Here is a 23216-nt window from a genome sequence, read left to right on the forward strand (position 1 = left end):
TAAAGCTACTCGTTCTTTTCCATGCCTTTCACTCTTATACTCCGAAATGCAAAAACAAATCTTCGTTATGCAGATATTTAAATTTATTATAATTGCTTATAGTAATTTGTCAATCAAAAAAGAAAAGAGAGACCTCAACTTGAGATCTCTCTTTTGTTATTTGACGGAATCCTGTTTTAAATTACCTGTCTTTTCATCATAGAAACGTAGCAGGTCTCCATTTATGATAGCATCGGAATTTTCCAGCTCCATTGTCGCACGATCAGCATATGACTGGCATGGCTCACCATCTATTTCTTCACCAGTTGCTTTGTCATAGCAAGCTTCTCCAGCATAAACATATTTATCTGTTATAAAGCGTCCATCACGGAAGACAACAAAATCCTCATGCTCTGGAGAGAATAAATCTGCACCCATTTGCATGTCTTTTGACGTTTCAACGCCAAGAAGATGTAAGATTGTTGGACGTAAATCCATTTGTCCTGAAATCTCTGTCATTTCTTTACCATCGTCAGATCCTGGGATATGGATGAATAAAGGCACTTCTTGAAGCAATGCATTGTCCATTGGTGTAATTTGTTCTTTTCCTAAATATTGTGCCATCGCTTTATTATGGTTTTCAGAAATACCATAATGGTCTCCATACATTACGATAATAGAGTTATCATAAACACCTTGATCTTTTAACTCTTGGAAGAAGTCTTTTAAAGCTTCATCCATATAACGTACTGTCTGGAAGTAACGATTTAATGTACCTGAATTTGAATCATATTCAGGAATCATAATATCTTCAGGATCCAAAGTGAATGGATAGTGGTTCGTTAACGTAATTAATCTTGAATAGAATGGCTGTGGCATGTCTTTCATTAAAGCAGCAGATTGCTCTAAGAATGGTGTATCTTTCATACCCCAGTTGACAGCTTGCCCTTCTTCAACCGTATATGAATCTATATCGTAGAATTTATTAATTTTTAACGATTGATACATGATATCACGGTTCCAGAATGATTTATTATTCGGGTGCATGACATTTGTAAAGTAGCCATTTTCTCCAAGGCGTTCAGCCATTGAATTATACGTATTTCCACCATGCGTGAAGAATACAGCACCACGACCTAATCCAAACAATGAGTTTTCAACAATAAACTCTGAGTCAGATGTTTTTCCTAAGCCTGTTTGGTGATAGAAGTTACTGAAATAATACGTATCTTTATCTTTTGTTAAAGAGTTTAAGAATGGCGTAATTTCATGACCATTCATATCATTATTGATGACAAAGTTTTGTAAAGACTCCATCGACACAACAATTAAGTTGCGACCTTTATATTTCCCAAACATCTCTGGGTTAACGGCAGCCTGATTAGAACGCACATAGTTGTTTACTTCAACTAATTCACTGCCATCCGCTAATGCACGTTGAGCAGATGATTTAGTTTGAATATAAATATCATACAAATGGTAATTGTACGTACCAATATTTTTTACTAATAATTCGCGGTCAAAACTACGTGTTAATAATTGTGGACGCTCTGTTTCAGCTAATCCTAAGTTTAAAAATGAAATTGCGACTGCTAATACAAAAAATGCACGTCGGAATTCAATATTCACTTTAAATGCTTCTTTCATTTTCGGTAAAAATTTATTCGCTAAGATTAAAATAACGACATCAACGAAATATAATACATCCCATGGCTCAACAATGGCTGCTACTGATGTTCCTAAGTCACTGAAATTACTTGTTTGGAATAATACTGGTAGCGTAATAAAGTCATTGTAGAATCGATAGAACGCTACATTTCCGTATAAAACAATGGATAAAATAACGCTGACCGTAATCAGATAACGATTTCTAGCTTTTGCTGATTTAAAGAATAGTGATAAACCATACGTAAATAGCAAGAAGCTTAATGGATTAATAAACAAAATAAATTGTTGCATTGCATTTTCAATTTTCATCTCAAAGCTTGTGTGGTAAACAATGACCGTTTTGATCCATGTTGCTATAATTGCTAGTATCATAAATGAATGTTTAGGCCACTTTATTGATTTCATTCCTAACATCCTCCCTACTTCCTTACAAAAAAATAATAATTTTTTACATTTTGTTACGGAAACAAAATATATCTTAATCCTTTTTTAACAGATAATCAACACATATCTTTTGGAAATTTTTTTCTCCGCGCTCTTTTTATGCACCAGACATCTATATATACGTTTTGGAATGTAAAAAGTTTCTTAAAAACATAAAAACAGCGGAAATCCACTGTTTTTAAGAATATTACATACTTGTTACATTATTTTCACAATACTCCATTACATTATATTTTAAACATTACTTTTTATTTTCTTCCATACGAAGTTTTGTTGTTTCTTGTCGAATGAGTAACAATGCCATTTGATAGTCTTTTATGTCTAGTACATTTGCTTTATAGAGCTCACGTATTTCATCCTCCATTAACATCAAATCGCCAATGGGATCACGTGTATAAATAAAAGTACCATATGTTTTCAAAAGTTCATAAATATCTAACATTTTATCCATTTTCGCTCGCTCCTCGTTGTGCTAGACAATCAATACGTTCTGTCGGTGTCATAATGATGTCTACTGGGCAATCATGCTCCTCGGCTGGGACACAATCAATGATTTGCTCATCAAAGAGCAGCGACATCAGCTTCCCTTTTTTATAGTTTAATACATAGCGGTCATAATAACCACCGCCATAGCCGATTCGATAGCCATTACGGTCAAAAACAACGCCAGGCACAAGGATGACATCCATGTCATTTGCGTCAACTAACTCACATCTTGCTGGAATAGGCTCACGCAAATGCATATATACAGTTTCAAGCTGGGCAAATGAATCAATAATGTAAAATGACATTTCTCTTGTTTTTGGATGACATTTCGGAACAGCGACCTTTTTACCAAGTCGCCATAATTCTTCAATTAAAAGAATGGTGTCGACTTCTGGCTTATTTGAAATGGTCATGCCAATTATATTTGCTTCTATTATATATGATTCCTGTAGCACCTTTTTTACGATAGCTAATGATTGATATTGATAAGCTTCATCAGTCATTGTCGCAAGAGCTTGTCGCATCTTATTTCGTAATGTTGTTTTATCCATCCAGGCTACCTCCTATATCATCATACTTCGTATCCTTATACCCGAAATGATTTCATAAAATGTAGAAAGCCAAAACCACTTGTGGTTTTGGCTTAATGAGCGATTACTTAGTTTCACGGTGAAGAGTGTATTTCTTCTCGCGAGAGCAATATTTTTTAAGTTCAAGACGCTCTGGATTGTTACGCTTGTTCTTTTTAGAAATGTAGTTACGTTCGCCGCAATCTGTGCAAGCTAAAGTAATGTTTACGCGCATCATTAACCCTCCCACTCTATATCAAGAATTAAAATTTGAGCATGATTTATACGACTAACCTATTATAACATAAACTGAAAAAAAATCTACCTTCATTTCATATTAAGTTTGCATATGGTAAAATATCTTATAATTACATACTACATTGAGGTGAAACTATTGGATTTATCCATCTTACTAATGAGTATCGGCATAATTTTAATCATCCTATCGTTCTTTTTCAAAAATAGCTCGAAAAAAATCGAAAAAGATGTCGAAGAATTATCCATCTCGATCTTCCAAGAAACAAATAATTTAAAGCGTCGCCTAAAAATTGTCGAGGAAGAACTTTTATTAGAGCCTGAATTCCAAGTGAAATCAACATCAGCTCCGAGTCAAAAAGGACAAAACCCTAAAGTTCAACAAGTCATGCAAGCTGTTCAACAGGCTGCACAAGCGTCAAAAATTGCACAAACGACAACCCAAGTCAAACCGATTCATCAAATTATTGTTAGTCAGGTGCTCGAATTAAATAAACAAGGTCTTTCTGTAGCTGATATCAGTATTCGTTCTAATTTAACAGAAAAGCAAGTTCGTCAAGTCATTGCAAATGGAGGTCGATAAGTGATGAACAAGTCCGCCATCCGCGCATTTGGCATTGCCATTTTTCTTGTCGGAGCTTTGCTAGCACTCTCCAGTCGCTTTGATGTAAATATTGGTCTCCCTACTAAAGAAGCTGGCAATCTGCAACAGGTAGAACAACTGCAAGATAAGCTAAACAAGGCCAACCAAGAAATTGCCTCGTTAAAGGGACAATTAAAGCCAGTACATACAACAGAAGAAACGTCTACGACAGATTCTGATGAACAAGCCGTTGAAGAAACAAACGGTGATGTGACAAAGATGACATTGCAATTATACAGTGGAATCACACCCTATATTGTGGCACAAAAGCTTGAAGACGGCGGCATTATTACCAATAGTGTTGAAATGGAGTTACTACTCGCTAACGCAAAATATGCCCGCAGCTTACAAATCGGCTCCTATGAAGTCAATTCTTCCATGTCTTTAGAAGAAATTGCTAAGTTAATTACAGGCAAAAAGCAGTAACCTAAAAAGCTGTCGTCACATTAGACGACAGCTTTTTTGCGGCCATTACGCTATACTATCGAGAAAGGCTTGCATCATGATATTGCCTTCTTTTGTGCCGATTGATTCTGGGTGAAACTGCAGACCATAAAGAGGATAATTCTTATGTTGAATGGCCATAATCTCCCCATCATCACCGGCTGTTGCAATTATGTTAAAATCCTTATGCAATGTCCTTGCTTCAATAATTAAAGAATGATAACGCATTACTTCAATATCACCCTTTATTCGCTTAAATAAACCTGTTTGCTCGTATTGTAATGGTGACAGCTTTCCATGCATAATATTTTGGGCCTGCACAATATTGGAGCCAAAAGCCTGCCCAATCGATTGATGGCCAAGGCATATACCTAAAATGGGGAAATTTTGATACAGTTCCTTGATGACAGCTACCGTGATACCTGCTTCAGCAGGTGTTCCTGGTCCAGGAGATAAAATGATGGCTTCAGGCGACATTTCTTGAATTTCTTCTATTGTAATAGCATCATTTCGCACAACTTTAACGTTTTTTCCCAGCACGCTGATTTGTTGAAATAGGTTATAAGTAAAGGAATCATAATTATCGATTAATAAAATCATTTTTTGACCTCCAATAGCGCACGGGCTTTATTGAGCGTTTCCTCGTATTCCGACAATGGGATGGAGTCATAAACAATTCCCGCCCCTGCCTGTACATGGGCTTTTTGATCCTTAATGAGCATTGTCCGAATAGCGAGTGCTAAGTCCATATCACCTGTTGTTGAAATATAGCCCACCGCTCCCGCGTACACGCCCCGCTTCACTGGTTCCAATTCATTAATCAGTTGCATGGCTCGAATTTTAGGTGCTCCTGACACAGTCCCAGCTGGTAGACAAGCACGCAGTACATCCAGAACATGGAGGTCGTCTCGTAATTCTGCCATTACCTCTGACACCATATGCATCACATATTTATACCGTTCAATATTCATGTATTTCATTAGCTTTACAGAACCGACTTTGGCAATGCGTCCAAGATCATTGCGACCTAAATCTACTAACATACGATGCTCCGCTATTTCCTTTTCATCTGCTAATAGAGCATTTGCAATTGCTTCATCCTGTTCTGTTGTCGCGCCACGCGGCTTTGTACCAGCTATTGGATTGGTTGTCACCTGACGATTTTTTACCTTTACCAGACTTTCCGGAGATGTTCCTAAAATAACATAGGATCCAAAATCCATATAGAACATATAGGGTGACGGATTCGATGTGCGTAATTGACGATAAAGTGAGAATGGTGAACCTGTGAACGGTGCTGAAAAGCGTTGTGATAATACGATTTGAAAAATATCTCCTCTTAAAATATGCTGCTTAGCACGTTCCACCAAAGAAACAAATCGCTCCTTTGTCATCATTGGTGTAAAATGTAGTTCATCTACCTTCAATGCCTCAAAGGTCGTACCTGCACAAAGCTGTTGCTCTATTGTCGCAATAGCAGCCTCCATCTCCTCTATTGAACGCCCCTCCTGAAATAGATCAATCGAGGCTAGTGTGATTTCCTGTGTTACATGATCAAAAACAATAAAGGTATCATAGAAAAAAACATGCACATCAGGCATGGCTAAATCATCCTGTAAATAGTTTCCGATTTTTTCTGTATAAAAAGCTGTTTCATAGCCAAAGAAACCTATGATCCCACCAAAAAAGGCGAATGGATAGTGCTCCTCATGAAATGGCATAACTTGCTTTAATTGATCGAGCACATTCCCACTAATTGTGTCCTTTTCCATTCCTCTTGAAAAGATGAATTCTTCCTTGTTCCCTTTCAATTCAGCCACTGGATTGATGGCGATAAAGGAATATCGCCCACTTTCCTCATGCTTGGCTGATGATTCGAACAACATTTTATGCTGCCCGCTCAGTGATTGATACACAGAGATAGGGGTCATCATATCCCCCTGTAATACTTTCATGGCATACTTTCTAAGCTCAACTGTCATACTCTTCTCTCCTTCTCTAAGCTCTTCTCTGCTCTTCTACACCTATCTATCGCCTCCTCCTCAGCGTATGTGTGTTCAGATTTTTTCAAGTTACTAACATAGCATCTCTTCAAAATCTGTGACATCCGATGGAGGGGCTTTCTCTTGCTTCAGCGGGTGTTTGAATCTGCTAAAAAAGTAAAACAAGCATCTATCTCCCCTACACAAGAGGAAAATTTCTGCACCTCACGCTTCACTTTCAGACAAAAACATGACTGAATCAAGATAAAAAAAGGCCTTTCCATCACAAAAGGACGGAAAAGCCGTGGTGCCACCTTCATTGGTCTCCAATTTAGAAGACCCTCTTGAAGCCTTATAACGTAGGCATACGCTAATCCCTACTGTCGTTCAGGATTAGAGCTCCGAAGTCCATTCACCATTCATTTGTACTAGTTTCCACCAACCACTAGCTCTCTATGACAAATTTAAATAGCTACTACTCTTCATCAACGCTGATTTGTAAGTTATATTGTAATGCAAACTATCTCACAATTCAATTTATTTTTTATTTCGTAGACTGTCATCCTCGTAAGGGGTAGCTAACGTAATGGATAACTCCTCCATTATTTGACGAATAGCAAATAAAATATCCTGACGCACTTCTAGCATAACAGCTGTATCATTTGTAGCAATAAAGAAACGAACAAGTACACGATATGAATCATGATGAAATTCATCAATAAAAACATGGATCATCTCTTTCTCCGTTTTGGCATGCAAATAAATTTCCTTATGAATGGCTGTTAAAGCACTACGTAAATGGTCCTCCTCATTTTCGGCTGCTACATAGATAAATTGCTCACATTTCCGTTTTTCTCGTTTTGATAAATTATAAATAGGGCGGTTGACTAAATAGGAATTCGGCACATAGACAAGCCCCTTATCCCCTGTTTGAATTAAGGTACTTCGCAGATTGATATCTTCAATTGTGCCTTCAATTTTTTGATCTTCCGTTGCGATCCAATCTCCTATTTGGAATGGATTATCCAACGCGACAGACATACCACCAAATACATGTGCTAAAGTATCACGAATCCCAAAGGCAATCGCCACACCAGTTAAACCGATCCCTGTTAAAAAGCCATTGAGGTTAAAATCCCAAAACGAAGCAATCGTGAACATAGCAAAAATCATAATGATTACTTTACCGATTCGTAGAAAAAACGGTAATAAGACATTCTGATCCTCTTCACTCGTTAATTCGAATGGTTGTTTCGTATAAAAATTTAATACATCATAAATCCCTTTAAACGCAAAAAACACCAGAATTGACAATACAAAATTTTTCGTTGATTTATGTGTAAATAAAGGAACTTCTATTAAATAAGATAAACTCAGGACAATGACTGTCGTCATAAATGCATAGCCAATTGCTTTACTGAATTGGGCAAGTACATTCGCCTGGAATTTCCGCTGGCGATTTCTTAAAAAAGTCACTACACAATGAATGATTTTTTTTATGATGAAACGTTGAATAAGCCAACCAACTAAACAAATAATGGCGGCAATCAAGACATCCATCCAAGTTGGGACTGTAAATTTAGGTAATAACCAAAGTAATGAATCCATGTATTTCTCCTTTAAAAAACCTATGTATCTCCACCAAAAAGGAGCAAACCTTCAGAAACGGTTAGCCCCTATTTTTTTATTGTATAGCATCATCCGCAAAAAAAGCCTTATTGGCAAACCAAAACTGCTGTTTATTAAAATTATGTTCGTGCATGGCGATCACTGAAAATTCAGCATGGTATTTCCGCTTCATTTCCTCTAGCATCGTTCTTGCTTGTTTAGTTACGAGATGCTGTCCATCAATAGGCGCTCCTTCTGTAAAAATAATGACATCCGCTTCAGCATCGAGTTGATTTTCCTGTAGTAATGCTTTAACAAACTGTAAAACAGGCAATATTGCGGCTTCTCCTTGTGCCTTATATTCGATAAAACTCTTAAAATCAGCTAAATTTAAATGACCATTTTCAAAGCGATAGTGAACATGAATTTGACGATCATATGGAACAATATATAAATCGCGACCTTCACGATGAGCATTCATAAATAACGGTAAAATCATACTTTTACAAAGATCAGAGTAAGCAGCCATCCCCGTCGTTTGTTCTAAACAAATAATCATAGGCCCAGGTTCCTGTTGATATTCATGAAATGGCACATAAAAAATATTACCACTTTTTGTTGTCTGTTGCTTGAGCTTTTGACGTCTCAGCTCTGACCATTTTCGTTCATAATATAGGTATTGCTCATGGCCGTTTGCTAAGCGTTCAGCTTTTTCAATAGCAGGGATATTTTCTCGAATTTCATGCATAATATCTGCCAATTCTAGTGCAAATGCTGCCATATTTCGTAATGGCTCGCTCTTGAAAAAATAGTCGATAAAATAATGTTGTTCTCCTTCACTTAACTCCTCTAAATGTAAGTTTTTATAGAGAAAACGTAAATAGTCTAGTTGTTCGTTTGACATCTGCTGGTCAAATTGCTCAATGAATGTTTCGATTGCATCTTTCACGTAGCAGCACCTCCTAAGCATCACATTTTTCGGATAATGTCTATAGTATAGCCAAAAAAAATTTTTGACAATACAATAGTGCTCGTTATAAAGACGCTAGGGAAAAAGACAATGTTGCTGCTACATAAAATTTTTTTATCCAAATGAAAAGAAGAGCTAAAAGTAGCTCTTCCTCATTAATTATTTAATTCATAATGCTTGCCTTTGACTAAGTAAAATAGATGTTCTGCAATATTTGTCGCATGATCGGCAGAGCGTTCTAGATATCGGCAAATAAATGTGAGATGGGTTATCTGCGAAATATGTGCAGGATTTTCTACACCCGCGCGAAGTAAAAGTGTAATTGTTGCCCCGTATAAATCGTCTACATAATCATCTAATTCTGCGATTTCTTTGGCACGTACCGTATCTTCCTCTGTAAAGGCCTTCATGATACTCTCTAGCATTTCGACTGTTTTATTACACATCGTTTGTAGATTGGTTATCGGAAACACTATTGGTTCTTTGCCAATTCGAATCGCTTCCTTAGCAATATTAACCGCATAGTCGCCCACTCTTTCCATATCTGCTGCTGCTTTTACAAGGACCATAAGGCGACGCAAATCTGTTGCCACTGGTTGTTGCTTAGCAATCATTAAAATCACATGGTCATTAATTTCCTCTTCAAGACGATTAATGACTAAATCATCTTCTAAAATTTTCAAGGCTTTTTCTAAGTCCTGCTCTACTAATGCTTCAAAAGCCGTTTGTAGCGCTAGAATACTGCTGTTGGCAAGGGCAATAAATTGACCCTGTACCTCTTGTAACTCTTGTTCAAAACGCTCACGAACTACCATCTATTGCTCCTCCTTAGCCGAAACGTCCTGAAATATAATCTTCTGTGCGTTGATCCGCTGGTGTTTGGAAAATAATATCTGTTTTATCGTATTCAACAACCTCTCCACTTAGGAAGAATGCTGTGCGATCAGAAATACGAGCCGCTTGCTGCATATTATGTGTCACGATGATGATGGAATAATCTTTTTTCAGCTCTTGCACAAGCTCTTCCACCTTCAACGTAGAAATTGGGTCCAAAGCAGATGTTGGCTCATCCATTAAGATGACATCTGGTTCAATCGCTAAGCAACGTGCAATACAAATACGCTGTTGCTGACCACCCGATAACCCATAGGCATTTTGATTTAAACGATCTTTTACCTCATCCCAAATCGCTGCCCCTCTTAGTGACTTCTCCACAATCTCATCCAAAATCTTTTTATTTTTAATCCCATGGATTCTTGGTCCATAGGCAATATTATCATAAATAGATTTTGGGAATGGGTTCGGCTTTTGGAACACCATCCCTACACGTGTCCTTAATTCCTCTACTGTATAGCTTTTATCTAAAATATTTCGCTCACGATAGACGATTTCACCTGATGTTCGAACGCTTGGTACAAGTTCTACCATTCTATTTAATGTTTTTAGATACGTAGATTTACCACAGCCAGATGGCCCAATAATAGCCGTTACTTCATTTTCATAAATACTTAAATTAATATCTTTTAAACCATGGTGATCACCATACCATAAATTTAAGTTTCGTGTATCGTAGACAATCTTCTTCGCTCTATCATCTGAAGACTTAGTTGCCATTTGATTCAACTTGACAATCGTTTTTTCCTCTTTTAAATCTAGCACCATAAGGTCACCTCATTAATAACGTTTTTGGAATTTATTTCGTATAAAGATAGCAATAGAGTTCATTAATAGCAGAACCGTCATAAGCACTAAAATACCTGCGGCCGCCACATACTGAAAGGCTTCTTGTGGTCGCTTTGCCCAATCATAAATTTGCATCGGTAATGCAGTGAATTGACTTAATAAACTATTCGGTAAAAACTGTAGAATAACTGGAATCCCGATGACAACAAGTGGAGCTGTTTCTCCAATGGCACGAGACATGGCTAAAATACTTCCTGTTAAAATACCCGGAATGGCAGCTGGTAGCACCACGCGTAAAATGGTTTGCCATTTCGTTGCACCCATACCATATGATGCTTCTCTTTGTTCATTTGGTACGGCACGAATAGCCTCCTGTGCAGCTACAATGATAACAGGCAGTATTAATAAACTCATCGTAAACCCTGCGGCTAAAATACTTTTGCCTAGCCCCATCATACGGACAAAAATTGTTAATCCAAGTAATCCAAAAACGATGGAAGGTACACCTGCTAGATTCGATATGTTCATTCGAATAAAGTCGTTAATTCTATTTTTCTTAGCATATTCCTCTAAATAAATCGCAGTACCTACACCTAAAATAATAGATACTGGCGCAACAACTGCCATTAACCACAGTGACCCAATTAAGGCAGCTTTAATCCCTGCCTTATCTGCAAATCGTGATGCAAAATTAGTTAAGAAATCGATATTTAAATAACCAATTCCCTGTGACACTATGCGATATAACAAAATAGCTAAAGTCACAAGCGCAAACATAGTTGCTAAGAAAAATAAGGTTTTCCAAACTTTATTAAATGTAATACGCTTGGTCAATCGTTTCATGACGACCGTGTCATCCATATAGCGCATGCTAGTAAACCTCCCTGAAGCGTTTCGAAATATAGTGAGCAAGTAAATTCATGATTAGTGTAAAGATAAATAATGTAAATCCTACTGAATAGATAGAGTAGTAGATTGTTGTACCATAACCTGCATCACCTGTTGAAACTTGTACAATGTACGCCGTCATTGTTTGAATGGAATCCGTTACATTTAAATCAAATTTCGGTGTAGATCCTCCAGCAAGTGAAACAATCATTGTTTCTCCAATTGCCCGGGAAATAGCTAACACGATTGAAGCAATAATTCCCGATAGTGCAGCTGGTAATACTACTTTAATAGCTACCTCAAATTTCGTCGCACCTAGAGCTAAAGCTCCTTCACGCATACTATTTGGTACGGATGACATCGCATCCTCTGATAGAGATGTAATCATAGGTAAAATCATGATACCTACAACAATCCCAGGACTTAATGCATTAAATAATTTGAGTCCAGGTACAATTTCTTGTAAAACAGGTGTGACAAACGTTAATGCAAAGAAACCATAGACGATTGTTGGTACACCTGCTAATACCTCTAAAATCGGTTTCACTGTACGTCGTGTTTTCTCACTTGCATATTCACTTAAATAGATAGCTGAAGCAATTCCAAATGGTACGGCTACTACAACTGCAATAAGTGTCACTTTTAATGTACCTGCGATTAATGGCAAAATTCCAAATAACGGTTCATTTCCTGAAAACGGTAACCACTTTGTCCCAAATAGGAAATCCGTAATCGACACACGTTTAAAGAACTCAAACGTTTCAAAAATAAGGGTGAAAACAATGCCAAACGTTGTTAAAATCGAAATAATAGCGGCAGAAAATAATAGAGCTGGCATTGCTTTTTCCACTATTTTCTTTGTTTTTTGATTGCGAGAATTTGCAATTAATTGCTGCACAGATGATGTCTTATTTTCCTTTTGAGAAACCATTGGGAGCTCCTTTCAAATAAGTGAGGGAAAGAGCATACATCTCTTTCCCTCTATGCATGTCTACTTATTTTAAGCCTTCTAAAGTTTTTAAGCCTTCAGTATATTTTTCTTCTGGTAAACGAACATAGCCAACTGCCTCAGCCATATCGCCTGCATTTTCAAGTGTAAATTGAATGAAGTCATATGCTGCTTCATTATCTTTCATAGCACTATTTTTCACGTAAGTGAATAGTGGGCGTGAAAGTGGTGTATATTCGCCACCCTCTATTGTTTCATTTGTTGGTTCAACACCATTTACTTTGACAATGTTTAATTTATCTTTATTTTCAAGATAGTAAGCATAGCCGAAGAAACCGATTGCGTTTTTGTCACCAGCTACACCTTGCACTAGCATATTATCATCCTCTGATAATGTTGCTGAGCTTACTAGATCCGCACCATCTAAAATGACTTCATCGAAGTAATCGTATGTGCCTGAATCAGTACCTGGTGAATAGTAAACGATTTTTTCATCTGGCCATGATGGATCAATATCAGACCATTTTTTCTCTTTTCCATCTTCAACCCAAATTTTTTGTAATTGTTCTACTGTTAAATCCTTTGCCCAATCATTTTCTGGGTTCACCACTACAGATAAACCGTCATATGCTAAAGCTAGCTCTGTAAAATCAATACCCGCTTCTTCTAATTTCGATTTCTCTTCATCTTTTATATTACGAGATGCATTTGAAAAGTCTGTTTCACCTGCGATGAATTTTTCAAAACCACCACCAGTACCAGAAACCCCCACTGATACTTTGACATCTGGTTGTGCGCCTGCATACTCTTCAACAACTGCCTCAATGATTGGTGCTACTGTTGATGAGCCATCTCCAGCTACAGATCCTTGTAGCTTTTCATCAGCAGCTTCTTGTCCTGAACTAGCTGGTGCGTTCGTTTCTGCATTGTTTCCATTTTGTGCAGAATCGCTACCACATGCACCTAGCATTAATGCAGAACCCATTACTGCTGTCATCGTTAAGTACTTCCACTTTTTCATCTCATTTGCCTCCGTCGTGAACTGTTTTATAGTTATTTGTCTTACAATCTTTACTATAATGACTGATTGTTGAAGTCGTATAAACGGTTCGTAAAAGAGATGTAAATGAATGTAATGCTTTGTAAACGATTGTAAAGACGCATTTACAATCGTCACGGTAAAATGGCGTCCTGAGAGTAGATGATTCGACACCTAACGAAAAGAGACCACCCCCTCATTCATTTCACTATCTTAAGGCGCGAGGGTCTTCTTCTACTTGCTTCCTATAGGAAAGATGCTATAATAAGCACTTGTGTCAGGAAATATTTTATGTTGATGCAGTGTTGAAGGCCCCCTCCTTAATCGCGGGAGATCAATACTTGTTTTGCTTTTTAGCAGGTGTTCAAACGTCCACTGCATCGAAATAAAGTTTCCGGCGATTGTTACAAATGGCAGGCACGAAAAAATCTAGACGTATTGTTTTTCTGAACAAAAGCGAAGCATCAGCGACAATCACGTTGAGGCTAATGGATGAGGAGAGTTTGACCTTTGTCATGAAACATGCAAAAGTACAAAATGCCGATTATTTTAAAACCTATCTATTACTAGTAATGGAACATCGGGAATATTCACTTCAGGAGGCGATTGATTTTATGATAGCTTCTTATTTCTATCACAATATAGAGCTTTATGGAGTAAAGCCAAGAGAGCAGTTTGAATTGGCTATTCAGCAATTATCTGTGTAAAGCTTACTTTAATAGAAAAAACCGCTAGGCATTCTCATGCCTAGCGGTTTCATAGTGTTGAAAAACAAAACCATCCATAGAATTTATGTGAAAGGTGAAAAAGGATTTCCGTTGCAGGCTACTTGCTTTCCTGTGGGCGAGCGGCGAGCCGCTTCCTCCGTGCAGGGGCTCGCCTGTCTCGCTATTCCCACGGGAGTCAAGTAGCCTTCCACTCCAATCCATAAAATAAAAATGTTCACTTTTTAGCAAAAAAGTGAAGGTATTCACTACTCTTTTATGGTGGGGTGTTGTCACACATCACTTCTCCACATTGAAAGTAAGAGGCTATCCTCTCTTATACTATAAATAATGGGCTATTTTGTTCAGGAAAAGACACTTTTGCAGAATGGTTGATTGGAGTGGAGCCAGCGTCACTCCTAGGGGATTTAGCGTCACAGAGGAGACCCTGGAGCGAACGCAGTGAGTGAAGCGGCTCATCAGACGCCCCCTGGAAAGGACGCTGGCGGAACGGAAATCAACCCCTCGCCTTACAAAATTGCTTATTATGCCGTTGACATTACCTTTTTTCAACAACATGAAACCGCTAGGCACAGACTGTAGACAAAAGCCCATCGAGAAGTTCACTCTCGATGGTTTTTGTCATTTTTCTTCCTATTTTATCTTTAACATTTGGTAATATACTACCAAATTCAACATACTCTTCGAGCATAGTTGCTCTCTTAAGCTACTTGCCACGTCCAAGTAGCCAGTTTCTTCAAATTCATGGCAGCAAAAGTAAGCATCGCCTGCATGGACAATTTTTTTAGACCTCTTAAGGTTGTCCATCGCATACCATGCTTTTCTTTTGCATCGGCAAAGACACGCTCAATCGTTTCTTTGCGCTTTGCATAAATCTGTTTGATGTCATAGGAATGGCGTAAATGTTCAGCTTCCTCCACATATGACTCCCAAATATGGCGTTGAATGAGTTTTTGATGATGCTTACTTTCTGTACATTGGGAAAGGCTTGGACACTTCGCACAAATCAAAGGATTCGATTTATATTGGCGATATCCTTCCTTCGTCGTTGTCGCATACTTCAATATCTGCCCTTGTGGGCAAAGATAACAATTATAGTGCTCGTCATATGTATACTCGTGCTTTCGGAAGAATCCATCTTTCGTTTTAGGACGTGTATACGGAAGAACAGGCAACATTTGATTCTCTAACAAAAAGTTCGTAATCGCTGGTGTTTTATAGGCTGCATCTGCCGCAACAGCTAATGGTTTTTGAACGTTTTCAATGACTCTTTCCACAAGTGGCTGTAATACATGACTATCGTGCACATTTCCCGAGTCACAATGGCACCCAAGACAAAGCCCTTTTCATCTGTCGCTGCATGAAAAGAATACGCAAACTGTTTTGTACGTTCATCCTTCACGTAATATCCACTTTCAGGATCTGTCGTGCTTTCCTTTATTTCTTTCCATTCTTCTTTTTCAAATTTCTGGGGAAAAGGGCTTTTTTCCGTGTTCCTCACGATCAATATTTAACTCTAATTGAAGCTTCTCTTCATAAGCCCGTGTTTCTTTTCGCACAACTTTTTTATCATACTTTCGTTTATTCGCACTCGCTTTCACATGCGTAGAATCGATAAATAAATGGTCTGCATGGAGGAGTCCTTGATGCATAATCTCTTTTAATATACGATAAAATATCTGCTCAAATATATCGGTGTCTTGAAAGCGACGGACATAATTTTTACCAAAGGTAGAGAAATGCGGAACTTCTGTATGGAAGCCAAATCCTAAAAACCAACGATACGCCATATTGGTTTCAATTTCTTTGATGGTTTGACGCATGGACCGTATACCAAAAACGTACTGAATAAACGTCATTTTAAAGAGAACAACAGGATCAATACTAGGGCGTCCTTTAGCAGAGTAGAGGTTTTCTACTAAAGGATAGATAAATGAAAAATCAATAGCCGCCTCTAGTTTTCGTACTAAATGATCTTGGGGAACTAATTGATCAATCGTTAACATTTCTAATTGTTCACGTTCATTGGTTTGATTCTTCGTCATCATGCTTCATCACCTCAAAAGTTTACTTTTCAACACCCTATGTAGATAGAGTACTTTATGTAGAAGTTGATTGGAACGAAGGGCGGCGACTCCTGCGGGAAAAGCGGGAAAGTCGAGATCCTGGACTGAGCGAAGCGAGGGAAGCAGCTCGACCCCGCCCGCGGAAAGCGTCCGCCCGTAGTGGAAATCAACGGCTTTACTTTATTTTATTGTAAAAGAAAAAAGACTGTAGGCAAACTCAAAATTCATCGAGTTTGTCTACAGTCTGACCGCTAGGCATTCTCATGCCTAGCGGTTTTCTTATTGTTGCTCATCCTCACCAATTTTCTCTTGTGTAACGGCAGGTAAAATTGGTTGTTTTACATTGCTATCTGTCACTTTTTCAGCTTGATATTTTGCTTTTAATTCAAAATACTTGTCTAAAGCACGTCTAGCAATGACATTATTTTGATAGTAGTGTGGAGCTAAGTTTGTATTAACCCATGGGATAACAACTGCATAGGCAATTTCAGGGTTTTCATATGGTGCAAAACCGACATGTGTTAAGTTAATCGTGTTTGTACCATAGTACTCTCGTAATGGACCATAATAAACTACCTCTGCTGTCCCTGTTTTCCCAGCAGCTGTATATGGAATATCCGCAAATTGAGCTCGTGCTGTACCGTGTTTACCAGTGTATACACGACGCAATCCTTGCTTTACATAATCGATCTCTTCTTTGGAATTATCAATTTGATTCAAAATAGTTGGTCCTACTTCTGTTACTAACTGGCCTAATTGTTTACCATCTTGAGATGGATCACGAACCTCTTTCACGACATGTGGCTGAATACGATAGCCACCATTGGCAACTGTTGAAATATATTGTGCTAATTGCAGAGGTGTATAAGTGTCATACTGACCAATGGCCAAGTCAAGCGTTTTCCCTCCCATCGTTGCACCTGATGGACCACGCACCCCACTAAATTCATTTGGTAAATCAATGCCTGTTTTCACACCTAAACCAAATTGCGCATAATTATTACGCATTCTTGGGAACGTATCGTCCTTTAAGCGTAATGGCATACCATAGCTATAAGGTGTTCCATTAAGCAGCAACGCAATCTTAAACATATAGGAGTTGGAAGAACGTTCTAAAGCCATTAAATCATCCATTGGAATATATCCACTACGGTTAAAAATAGACGTTTTAGGGTCTGTACCAGCTAATACAATAGGCTCATCTCCCATAGAAGTACCCATCGATATAACACCTTGATTGTATCCAGTAAGAACAGTTGCTGCCTTTACAGATGAACCTGCCTCATAAGCTGTTGTAAATGATCCATATGCATAGTCAATGACTTCATTTTTCCCTGTCTCAGGATTTTTTTCTATTTTCTTACCAGTCATGGATAGGACATCCCCTGTATTCGGGTCCATCATGATTAAGAAGGCGCGATCTAATAAATACGAGCCTGGGAGTGCTTTTAGGTTAAGCAGCTCTTCTTCCAGAATTTTCTCTGTTTCCGCCTGTAGCTCACTATCCATTGACAGGATTAAGTCTTTACCTGGTTCACCTTCATAGGTTGTCACCGTATCGACGACCTGCCCTTTTTTATTGGTAATATTTTTGACAACTGTTTTTTGACCTTGTAGTAGCTCTTCATATTGAGCTTCGATATAACTTTCCCCTACTCGATCATTTCGTGAATAATCACGGGCTAAATAATAATTCAGCTTCTCTTTTGGTATCCCTTTTGTTGGGACCGTTGTACGACCAAGAATCGATAGAGAAGATAATTTTACGCGTTTCCAATCTGTCGTTGTGTTAACTCCTGGCAGTTCCGTTAAACGCTCGGAGACACGTGCAAATTCTTCTGCCGAGACATCTTCACTTTTTATAATTTGAGGTGATAAATTATAACCAGATGTCATCTCTCTAAAGATTGCTAATACTTCTAAATCTTTCTCTGACAATTGCAAAAGTTCTTCATTCGTAATGCGTTCACGTACTAGTTTATCAATCTCTGCATTGATTTGACTTGTCGTAATATTTTCTTTCGCTCGAATTTTAGCTTCTTCTGCCTTTGTCACTTTTTCATAAGCCGCATCATGATTTTTGATAATCCAAAAATCTTGTTTATCACGCAATGTGACGCGTTTTGTTGGTTGTTCAATTAATTGCGCCAGCTTTTCAGCTATATTTAGCATTTCATCTGTTGTAGTCGTTTGCATTTTCGTATAGGTAATGGCATTTTCAGGGTGATTATCGACTAAAATACGCCCGTAACGATCATACATGCGGCCCCTTGGCACACTTGTATTAACAGGAACTTCCTCTTTACTCTCTAAAAGTCGTACATACTCTTCCCCTTTGACGATTTGCATATAACCCAGTCTAAAAATTAACATTGAAAATACGATAAATATTGCAAAGAAAAGGATATTCATACGAAATGTTAAATTAGAATGATGTTTTGCTTTAACACTCGCCGCGCGATTTTTTCCGGGTGCTTTGCGCATATGTATTCCCCTCCTCATCTTCTGATCATTTCAATACACGATACTTAGTATACCATTCGAAGGTATGACAGAAAAGCACGCACTTACGAAATCTTATGTAAAACATCATTTATTTGACGGCACTTTCTGAGGAAAGGTTGCTTTTTTTTATACTTTCCCTCACGCTTACTTTTCTATCCAATAAAAAAGGCTATGCCTTGGTGATTACTCACCTTTGGCATAGCCGAAGATTCATCATTATTTTGCAGCTTGGAATTTAGCTTCTACTACGTCCCAGTTTACTACATTCCAGAAAGAACCGATGTAATCTGGACGACGGTTTTGGTAGTTTAAGTAATATGCATGTTCCCAAACATCTAAGCCTAGAATTGGAGTTTTACCTTCCATTACTGGAGAGTCTTGGTTAGGAGTAGACGTAACAGCCACTGAGTCACCATCAACGATTAACCAAGCCCAACCAGAACCGAAGCGAGTTGTAGCAGCTTTAGCAAATTCTTCTTTGAAAGCATCGAAAGAACCGAATTTAGCATCGATTGCTTTTGCTACTTCGCCAACTGGTGTATTTGAACCGCCTGGAGCGATAACTTCCCAGAATAATGTATGGTTAGCATGTCCGCCACCGTTGTTGCGTACAGCAGTTTGTTTGTCAGCTGGAAGAGCGTCAAGGTTTGCGATTAAGTCGTTAATGTTCTTTTCTGCAAATTCAGTACCTTCTACTGCTGCGTTTAAGTTTGTTACATAAGTATTGTGGTGTTTAGAATGGTGAATTTCCATTGTTTTTGCATCGATATGTGGTTCTAATGCGTCATAAGCGTAAGTTAATTGTGGTAATTCGTAAGCCATTGTTAAGTTCCTCCCTAAAATAAGAAATAAATAGTACATCCTTAGATTATCAAAATTGGTCAAACCATTCAATGAAAAATACTTCAAATTGAAGATTTCAGCCTTTTGACTGAAATACCAATACGTTTACTATCTTACCCTTTCATCATAAACACTAAACCTTAAAAGTGAAGCATTAAATCGCGATAAAAAATACAATAATCATCACGATTTGAATGACAGCCTTTGCAATGGTAGATGTTAAAAAGCCTATTAGAGAGCCCACACCACTTTTCACAGCCTCATTAAAGGTACGTTTCTCAACAATAAGTTCTGCAATCACCGCGCCTAAAAATGGACCAATTAATATCCCTGCAACGGGAATAACAAATGGACCAATTAATAAACCGATAGTACTTCCCCACATTCCTGCGTTAGAACCACCAAACTTTTTAATGCCGAACGCATTTGCCACTGTATCGGCACCAAATAATAGCACTACAAATAGGATTTCAATCACCCAGAACCACCAGCTCAGCTCTGCGAATGAGAAAAATACACCATAAAGCAAAAATCCGCCAACTAAAAATAGTACACCCGGAATAATCGGATACATTAAACCAATAAACGAAATAATAAAGCAGGCAATCACTAAGATCCAGCCAATAACTTCCATAAAGTTTCTCTCCTTTTACCGTGCATTGCCTTTCATACGGAATAACAAAGTGAAAAGTTTCATCTCGCTAATGACGAATGCCTAAAATCGAGTCGGCAATGTTTACTGCATGGTCTCCTATACGTTCTAGATTGCTTACAATATCCATATAAACAATTCCCGCTGCTCCACTGCATTCATTAGTGTTCAAGCGAGCGATATGTTTTTGACGGAGTTTATCTTCCATATCATCTATTAAGCTTTCTAGCTCTGTTACCTCCTGAGCTAAACTTAAGCTCGCCGTATCTAAAGCTTCAATGCTTTTCCGTACTGCTTCAATGGCTAAACTAAACATACCAATTAAATCTTGTCGTGCTGATTTACTTAAACTCACTTCATGATGATCTTTGTATTGTAGAAGCTCTAATATATTTTCAAAATGGTCTCCAATCCGTTCAAAATCTCGCACATTTGTTAATAAGGTATGGTGTCTTACTGAGTCTGCTCGAGATAGCGGCTGCTTAGACACCATGACTAAATAATCCGTAATTTCATTGTCGAGATGATTGAGGCCGACCTCTAATTGCAAAACCGTTGGAATATGTTCTGCTTCCCCCGTTTTCATATATAAAAACGTTTCTTCCAGCCCTCGCAATGCATGTTCACCCATTCGTAACACTTCCTCTTTCGCTTGACCAAGGGCAATGGCAGGAGAGGAATCAATAAAGGATGGGTCCAGATGCTTAGTTGTCACATTGATATGACCGTCATTTCCTGGCAGCAACTTCGTAACTAATGTTGCAAGTCCAGCGATAAATGGAAGTTGAATCATCATATTAAATACGTTGAATGAACCATGTGCAAGAGCAATTTGCATGCGAGGCTCTAAATGAAATAACTCACTTACCCACTGGACAAACTGTATAAATGGTGTAAAGAATAGCATGAAAATGATCGTGCCGATGACATTAAAAAGGACATGTGCGGCAGCTGCACGCTTTGCATAAATAGAAGCACCAAGGGAAGCTAATACCGCTGTAATGGTCGTGCCAATATTTTCACCAAACAAAATAGGTAATGCACTATTTAAACCAATTAAATGTTCAGCATATAACCCTTGCAGCACACCAACCGTCGCAGTAGAACTTTGCACCAATAATGTGAATACGGTTCCTAAAAATATGCCTAAAATCGGTTGATTACTTAAATGAAGCGTTAATGATGCAAAGTCTGCCAATTGATGTAGTGCCTGCATACTTGCACTCATTAGCTCTAGCCCTAAAAATAAACCACCAAAGCCAAAAAGAATCTGGCCAATATGTTGATACGTTGCTTTTTTCAAGAAAAACAAACAACCTGCACCGATTGCCAACAAAGGGTAAAAATAGATACCAATATTAATGCCAATAATAAATGCTGTAATGGTTGTACCGATATTTGCCCCCATGATGACGCCAATGGCTTGACGCAATGTTAAAAAACCAGCACTCACTAAACCTACAGTTATGACTGTTGTTGCAGAACTTGACTGAATACAAATCGTTACAAATATACCCACTAAGACACCCATAATCGGGTTTGTAGTAAAGCGATTTAACCATTCACGTAATCGATCATCCGCTGATTTCTGAAGTCCATCACCCATAAATTTAATGGAAAATAAAAATACCCCTAACCCACCTAAAAATTGAAAGAGTATGCTTTGCCAATCTATTGTCAATTGTTTTCGCTCCAATTCCTACATCTCTACTACTCTATTTGTAATCATTAAATGATTACCAACAAAAAGTAAAGAAATCCTTTAACTTCTTTACATAATGTTAACATTTTATCATCTAGTTCCTCTTCATTTATACTTCTTTCATATCCTGTCCTCTTTGAACATGTTAAAATATCGATTGGAGGAGATATAGTATGAAACACTCACAGCTTTTTATCGATAGTCTCATTCATCCTAAAAAACTAGCAGCCTATCGTTTATTACCTATTGGAAAGGTTATTCAATATACTTTTCTACTCATTACCATTGTGTCCGTATTTTCTTTAGGTCGCTTTGCAGCAGGTATGTCTGTTGATACATTTGATATGGATAGTTTAACTGGTTTAACGGAATATATAGAAGGCATTAAATGGCTCTTATATCCATTCACCTTCCTCATGCTTTTTGTTGTGACAACCATGCTCATATTTGCACAAATTGCTCTCTATGCTTTAGCTGGTTTATTTATCTTAAAGGCAATGAAGCGTCGAGGTGAATATCGTCACATCTGGCGAACAGCTACCTTTGCCATCACTTGGGCAACTTTGCTATCAATGCTAGCAGACTATTTACCAATTAACAGTACCATTATCACTGTATTCTCTTTATTGTTAACCATTACTCTATTAATTGTGGCCTTTACAAAATATCCAAAACAACCAATTACAAAATAATGTGCATGAATCCCCTCTCTTCTCAATATAGTGTAGAAAAGGAGGGGATTTTTTGCGCGCATTCATCTTAACAGCCATCATCATTGTGATCGCCTTTGTCGTCAAAGTAGATTTAACCGAAGGATCTATCCCACTGGCAGCTTTATCTACCAAAAATACAGAAAATAGTCTTTGTGAAAAACAGCGTGAGCCAAATTATATTACAGTACAAACGATTGAAGGTGACACTATCCATAGTTTATTTGCCCTACATCCTGCAAAAGTTCCTATGACCTTTCCAGAGCGCTTACAACTTTTTTACAACTTAAACCCACACTTACAATTACAAGCTCTCATTCCAGGTGAAAATATCAAGCTTCCACTGTCGTTTGAGCTTGAAAACAAATGTGGAAAATGAAAAGTTAGCGTTTCTTCCTTGTCCTTA

At 37.9% G+C, this 23216-nt stretch carries 22 protein-coding genes, 1 pseudogene and 2 other annotated features (1 of these 25 only partly in view); of the genes and pseudogenes, 5 read left to right on the top strand and 18 right to left on the bottom strand.

Annotation, left to right across the window (positions count from 1 at the left end):
• Positions 1–31: a binding site (T-box leader), on the bottom strand (it extends 210 nt beyond the left edge of the window).
• A gap of 125 nt (positions 32–156) precedes the next feature.
• The 4 genes from NST76_RS14090 to rpmG all read right to left on the bottom strand — a co-directional run bounded on the left by NST76_RS14090 (position 157) and on the right by rpmG (position 3381).
• On the bottom strand, positions 157–2052 hold the full coding sequence (locus NST76_RS14090) for an LTA synthase family protein (RefSeq protein ID WP_271910317.1): 1896 nt from the start codon (positions 2050–2052) through the stop codon (positions 157–159).
• Positions 2053–2332: 280 nt separating this feature from the next.
• Complete coding sequence (locus NST76_RS14095; protein ID WP_036120247.1) at positions 2333–2542, bottom strand: YqgQ family protein; 210 nt, start codon at positions 2540–2542, stop codon at positions 2333–2335.
• Positions 2535–3128, bottom strand: coding sequence for a 5-formyltetrahydrofolate cyclo-ligase (locus NST76_RS14100; protein WP_340809229.1), 594 nt, complete (start codon positions 3126–3128; stop codon positions 2535–2537). The genes NST76_RS14095 and NST76_RS14100 overlap by 8 nt, the downstream gene beginning before the upstream one ends.
• A 103-nt stretch (positions 3129–3231) precedes the next feature.
• Complete coding sequence (gene rpmG, locus NST76_RS14105; protein ID WP_008408521.1) at positions 3232–3381, bottom strand: 50S ribosomal protein L33; 150 nt, start codon at positions 3379–3381, stop codon at positions 3232–3234.
• Positions 3382–3531: 150 nt separating this feature from the next.
• On the opposite strand from rpmG, the gene NST76_RS14110 reads away from it, so the two are divergent.
• Positions 3532–3984 carry a hypothetical protein gene (locus tag NST76_RS14110; RefSeq protein WP_342545288.1) on the top strand — a complete coding sequence of 151 codons (453 nt, stop codon included), beginning with the start codon at positions 3532–3534 and terminating at the stop codon, positions 3982–3984.
• A 3-nt stretch (positions 3985–3987) separates the two neighbouring features.
• Positions 3988–4470: a hypothetical protein gene (locus NST76_RS14115; RefSeq protein ID WP_036120279.1), complete on the top strand. Its 483-nt coding sequence runs from the start codon at positions 3988–3990 to the stop codon at positions 4468–4470.
• Positions 4471–4515: 45 nt separating this feature from the next.
• Here the strand turns inward: NST76_RS14115 and NST76_RS14120 are convergent, their stop codons facing one another.
• The 9 genes from NST76_RS14120 to NST76_RS14160 form a co-directional block, all read right to left on the bottom strand.
• Positions 4516–5088 carry an aminodeoxychorismate/anthranilate synthase component II gene (locus NST76_RS14120; protein WP_036120254.1) on the bottom strand — a complete coding sequence of 191 codons (573 nt, stop codon included), beginning with the start codon at positions 5086–5088 and terminating at the stop codon, positions 4516–4518.
• Positions 5085–6470 carry an anthranilate synthase component I gene (gene trpE, locus NST76_RS14125; protein WP_036120257.1) on the bottom strand — a complete coding sequence of 462 codons (1386 nt, stop codon included), beginning with the start codon at positions 6468–6470 and terminating at the stop codon, positions 5085–5087. Before trpE ends, NST76_RS14120 begins: the two co-directional genes overlap by 4 nt.
• 286 nt (positions 6471–6756) lie before the next feature.
• Positions 6757–6968 (bottom strand) — a binding site (T-box leader).
• A 39-nt stretch (positions 6969–7007) separates the two neighbouring features.
• The gene (locus NST76_RS14130) at positions 7008–8078 is read right to left on the bottom strand and encodes a mechanosensitive ion channel family protein (protein WP_036120260.1); all 1071 of its coding nucleotides are present in this window, start codon (positions 8076–8078) and stop codon (positions 7008–7010) included.
• A gap of 76 nt (positions 8079–8154) precedes the next feature.
• Positions 8155–9027, bottom strand: coding sequence for a hypothetical protein (locus NST76_RS14135; RefSeq protein WP_058844129.1), 873 nt, complete (start codon positions 9025–9027; stop codon positions 8155–8157).
• 176 nt (positions 9028–9203) lie between these two features.
• Positions 9204–9863 carry a phosphate signaling complex protein PhoU gene (gene phoU, locus NST76_RS14140; RefSeq protein ID WP_036120292.1) on the bottom strand — a complete coding sequence of 220 codons (660 nt, stop codon included), beginning with the start codon at positions 9861–9863 and terminating at the stop codon, positions 9204–9206.
• Between the two features lie 13 nt (positions 9864–9876).
• On the bottom strand, positions 9877–10662 hold the full coding sequence (gene pstB / locus NST76_RS14145; RefSeq protein WP_230593777.1) for a phosphate ABC transporter ATP-binding protein PstB: 786 nt from the start codon (positions 10660–10662) through the stop codon (positions 9877–9879).
• 60 nt (positions 10663–10722) lie between these two features.
• Positions 10723–11601 (bottom strand): phosphate ABC transporter permease PstA, encoded by an 879-nt coding sequence (pstA, locus tag NST76_RS14150; RefSeq protein WP_036120300.1) that lies wholly within the window; start codon positions 11599–11601, stop codon positions 10723–10725.
• Position 11602: 1 nt separating this feature from the next.
• Positions 11603–12550, bottom strand: a complete 948-nt coding sequence (gene pstC, locus NST76_RS14155) for a phosphate ABC transporter permease subunit PstC (protein WP_036120302.1) — start codon at positions 12548–12550, stop codon at positions 11603–11605.
• 64 nt (positions 12551–12614) lie between these two features.
• The gene (locus tag NST76_RS14160; protein ID WP_036120305.1) at positions 12615–13589 is read right to left on the bottom strand and encodes a PstS family phosphate ABC transporter substrate-binding protein; all 975 of its coding nucleotides are present in this window, start codon (positions 13587–13589) and stop codon (positions 12615–12617) included.
• Between the two features lie 533 nt (positions 13590–14122).
• On the opposite strand from NST76_RS14160, the gene NST76_RS14165 reads away from it, so the two are divergent.
• Positions 14123–14314 carry a hypothetical protein gene (locus tag NST76_RS14165; RefSeq protein ID WP_058844127.1) on the top strand — a complete coding sequence of 64 codons (192 nt, stop codon included), beginning with the start codon at positions 14123–14125 and terminating at the stop codon, positions 14312–14314.
• Positions 14315–15033: 719 nt separating this feature from the next.
• Here NST76_RS14165 and NST76_RS14170 read toward each other — a convergent pair.
• The 5 genes and pseudogenes from NST76_RS14170 to NST76_RS14190 all read right to left on the bottom strand — a co-directional run bounded on the left by NST76_RS14170 (position 15034) and on the right by NST76_RS14190 (position 22079).
• Positions 15034–16380, bottom strand: a pseudogene (locus NST76_RS14170) (IS1182 family transposase).
• A 297-nt stretch (positions 16381–16677) separates the two neighbouring features.
• Entirely contained in the window at positions 16678–18882 is a 2205-nt protein-coding gene (locus tag NST76_RS14175; RefSeq protein WP_342503612.1) for a penicillin-binding protein 2, read from the bottom strand.
• Positions 18883–19119: 237 nt separating this feature from the next.
• Entirely contained in the window at positions 19120–19725 is a 606-nt protein-coding gene (locus NST76_RS14180) for a superoxide dismutase (protein WP_036120319.1), read from the bottom strand.
• 175 nt (positions 19726–19900) lie between these two features.
• Complete coding sequence (locus tag NST76_RS14185) at positions 19901–20380, bottom strand: DUF456 domain-containing protein (RefSeq protein ID WP_342544059.1); 480 nt, start codon at positions 20378–20380, stop codon at positions 19901–19903.
• A gap of 67 nt (positions 20381–20447) precedes the next feature.
• Positions 20448–22079, bottom strand: a complete 1632-nt coding sequence (locus NST76_RS14190) for a Na/Pi cotransporter family protein (protein WP_036120325.1) — start codon at positions 22077–22079, stop codon at positions 20448–20450.
• A 194-nt stretch (positions 22080–22273) separates the two neighbouring features.
• On the opposite strand from NST76_RS14190, the gene NST76_RS14195 reads away from it, so the two are divergent.
• Both NST76_RS14195 and NST76_RS14200 read left to right on the top strand, forming a co-directional pair.
• The gene (locus tag NST76_RS14195) at positions 22274–22792 is read left to right on the top strand and encodes a DUF1189 family protein (RefSeq protein WP_036120327.1); all 519 of its coding nucleotides are present in this window, start codon (positions 22274–22276) and stop codon (positions 22790–22792) included.
• A 52-nt stretch (positions 22793–22844) separates the two neighbouring features.
• Positions 22845–23189, top strand: coding sequence for a hypothetical protein (locus tag NST76_RS14200; RefSeq protein ID WP_036120330.1), 345 nt, complete (start codon positions 22845–22847; stop codon positions 23187–23189).
• Positions 23190–23216 lie beyond the last annotated feature (27 nt).

It is taken from the genome of Lysinibacillus sp. FSL W7-1291 (genome assembly GCF_038593415.1).
GTDB lineage: Bacteria > Bacillota > Bacilli > Bacillales_A > Planococcaceae > Lysinibacillus > Lysinibacillus fusiformis_D.

Excerpts from the sequence above, each read along its gene's own strand:
- NST76_RS14130 (WP_036120260.1), bottom strand. The coding sequence starts at position 8,078 with ATGGATTCATTACTTTGGTTATTACCTAAATTTACAGTCCCAACTTGG.
- NST76_RS14195 (WP_036120327.1), top strand. The coding sequence starts at position 22,274 with ATGAAACACTCACAGCTTTTTATCGATAGTCTCATTCATCCTAAAAAA.
- NST76_RS14185 (WP_342544059.1), bottom strand. The coding sequence starts at position 20,380 with ATGGAAGTTATTGGCTGGATCTTAGTGATTGCCTGCTTTATTATTTCG.
- pstA (WP_036120300.1), bottom strand. The coding sequence starts at position 11,601 with ATGCGCTATATGGATGACACGGTCGTCATGAAACGATTGACCAAGCGT.
- NST76_RS14160 (WP_036120305.1), bottom strand. The coding sequence starts at position 13,589 with ATGAAAAAGTGGAAGTACTTAACGATGACAGCAGTAATGGGTTCTGCA.
- NST76_RS14095 (WP_036120247.1), bottom strand. The coding sequence starts at position 2,542 with ATGGATAAAATGTTAGATATTTATGAACTTTTGAAAACATATGGTACT.
- NST76_RS14180 (WP_036120319.1), bottom strand. The coding sequence starts at position 19,725 with ATGGCTTACGAATTACCACAATTAACTTACGCTTATGACGCATTAGAA.
- NST76_RS14165 (WP_058844127.1), top strand. The coding sequence starts at position 14,123 with ATGAAACATGCAAAAGTACAAAATGCCGATTATTTTAAAACCTATCTA.
- NST76_RS14175 (WP_342503612.1), bottom strand. The coding sequence starts at position 18,882 with ATGCGCAAAGCACCCGGAAAAAATCGCGCGGCGAGTGTTAAAGCAAAA.
- rpmG (WP_008408521.1), bottom strand. The coding sequence starts at position 3,381 with ATGCGCGTAAACATTACTTTAGCTTGCACAGATTGCGGCGAACGTAAC.
- phoU (WP_036120292.1), bottom strand. The coding sequence starts at position 9,863 with ATGGTAGTTCGTGAGCGTTTTGAACAAGAGTTACAAGAGGTACAGGGT.
- pstB (WP_230593777.1), bottom strand. The coding sequence starts at position 10,662 with ATGGCAACTAAGTCTTCAGATGATAGAGCGAAGAAGATTGTCTACGAT.
- NST76_RS14120 (WP_036120254.1), bottom strand. The coding sequence starts at position 5,088 with ATGATTTTATTAATCGATAATTATGATTCCTTTACTTATAACCTATTT.
- NST76_RS14115 (WP_036120279.1), top strand. The coding sequence starts at position 3,988 with ATGAACAAGTCCGCCATCCGCGCATTTGGCATTGCCATTTTTCTTGTC.
- NST76_RS14100 (WP_340809229.1), bottom strand. The coding sequence starts at position 3,128 with ATGGATAAAACAACATTACGAAATAAGATGCGACAAGCTCTTGCGACA.
- trpE (WP_036120257.1), bottom strand. The coding sequence starts at position 6,470 with ATGACAGTTGAGCTTAGAAAGTATGCCATGAAAGTATTACAGGGGGAT.
- pstC (WP_036120302.1), bottom strand. The coding sequence starts at position 12,550 with ATGGTTTCTCAAAAGGAAAATAAGACATCATCTGTGCAGCAATTAATT.
- NST76_RS14090 (WP_271910317.1), bottom strand. The coding sequence starts at position 2,052 with ATGAAATCAATAAAGTGGCCTAAACATTCATTTATGATACTAGCAATT.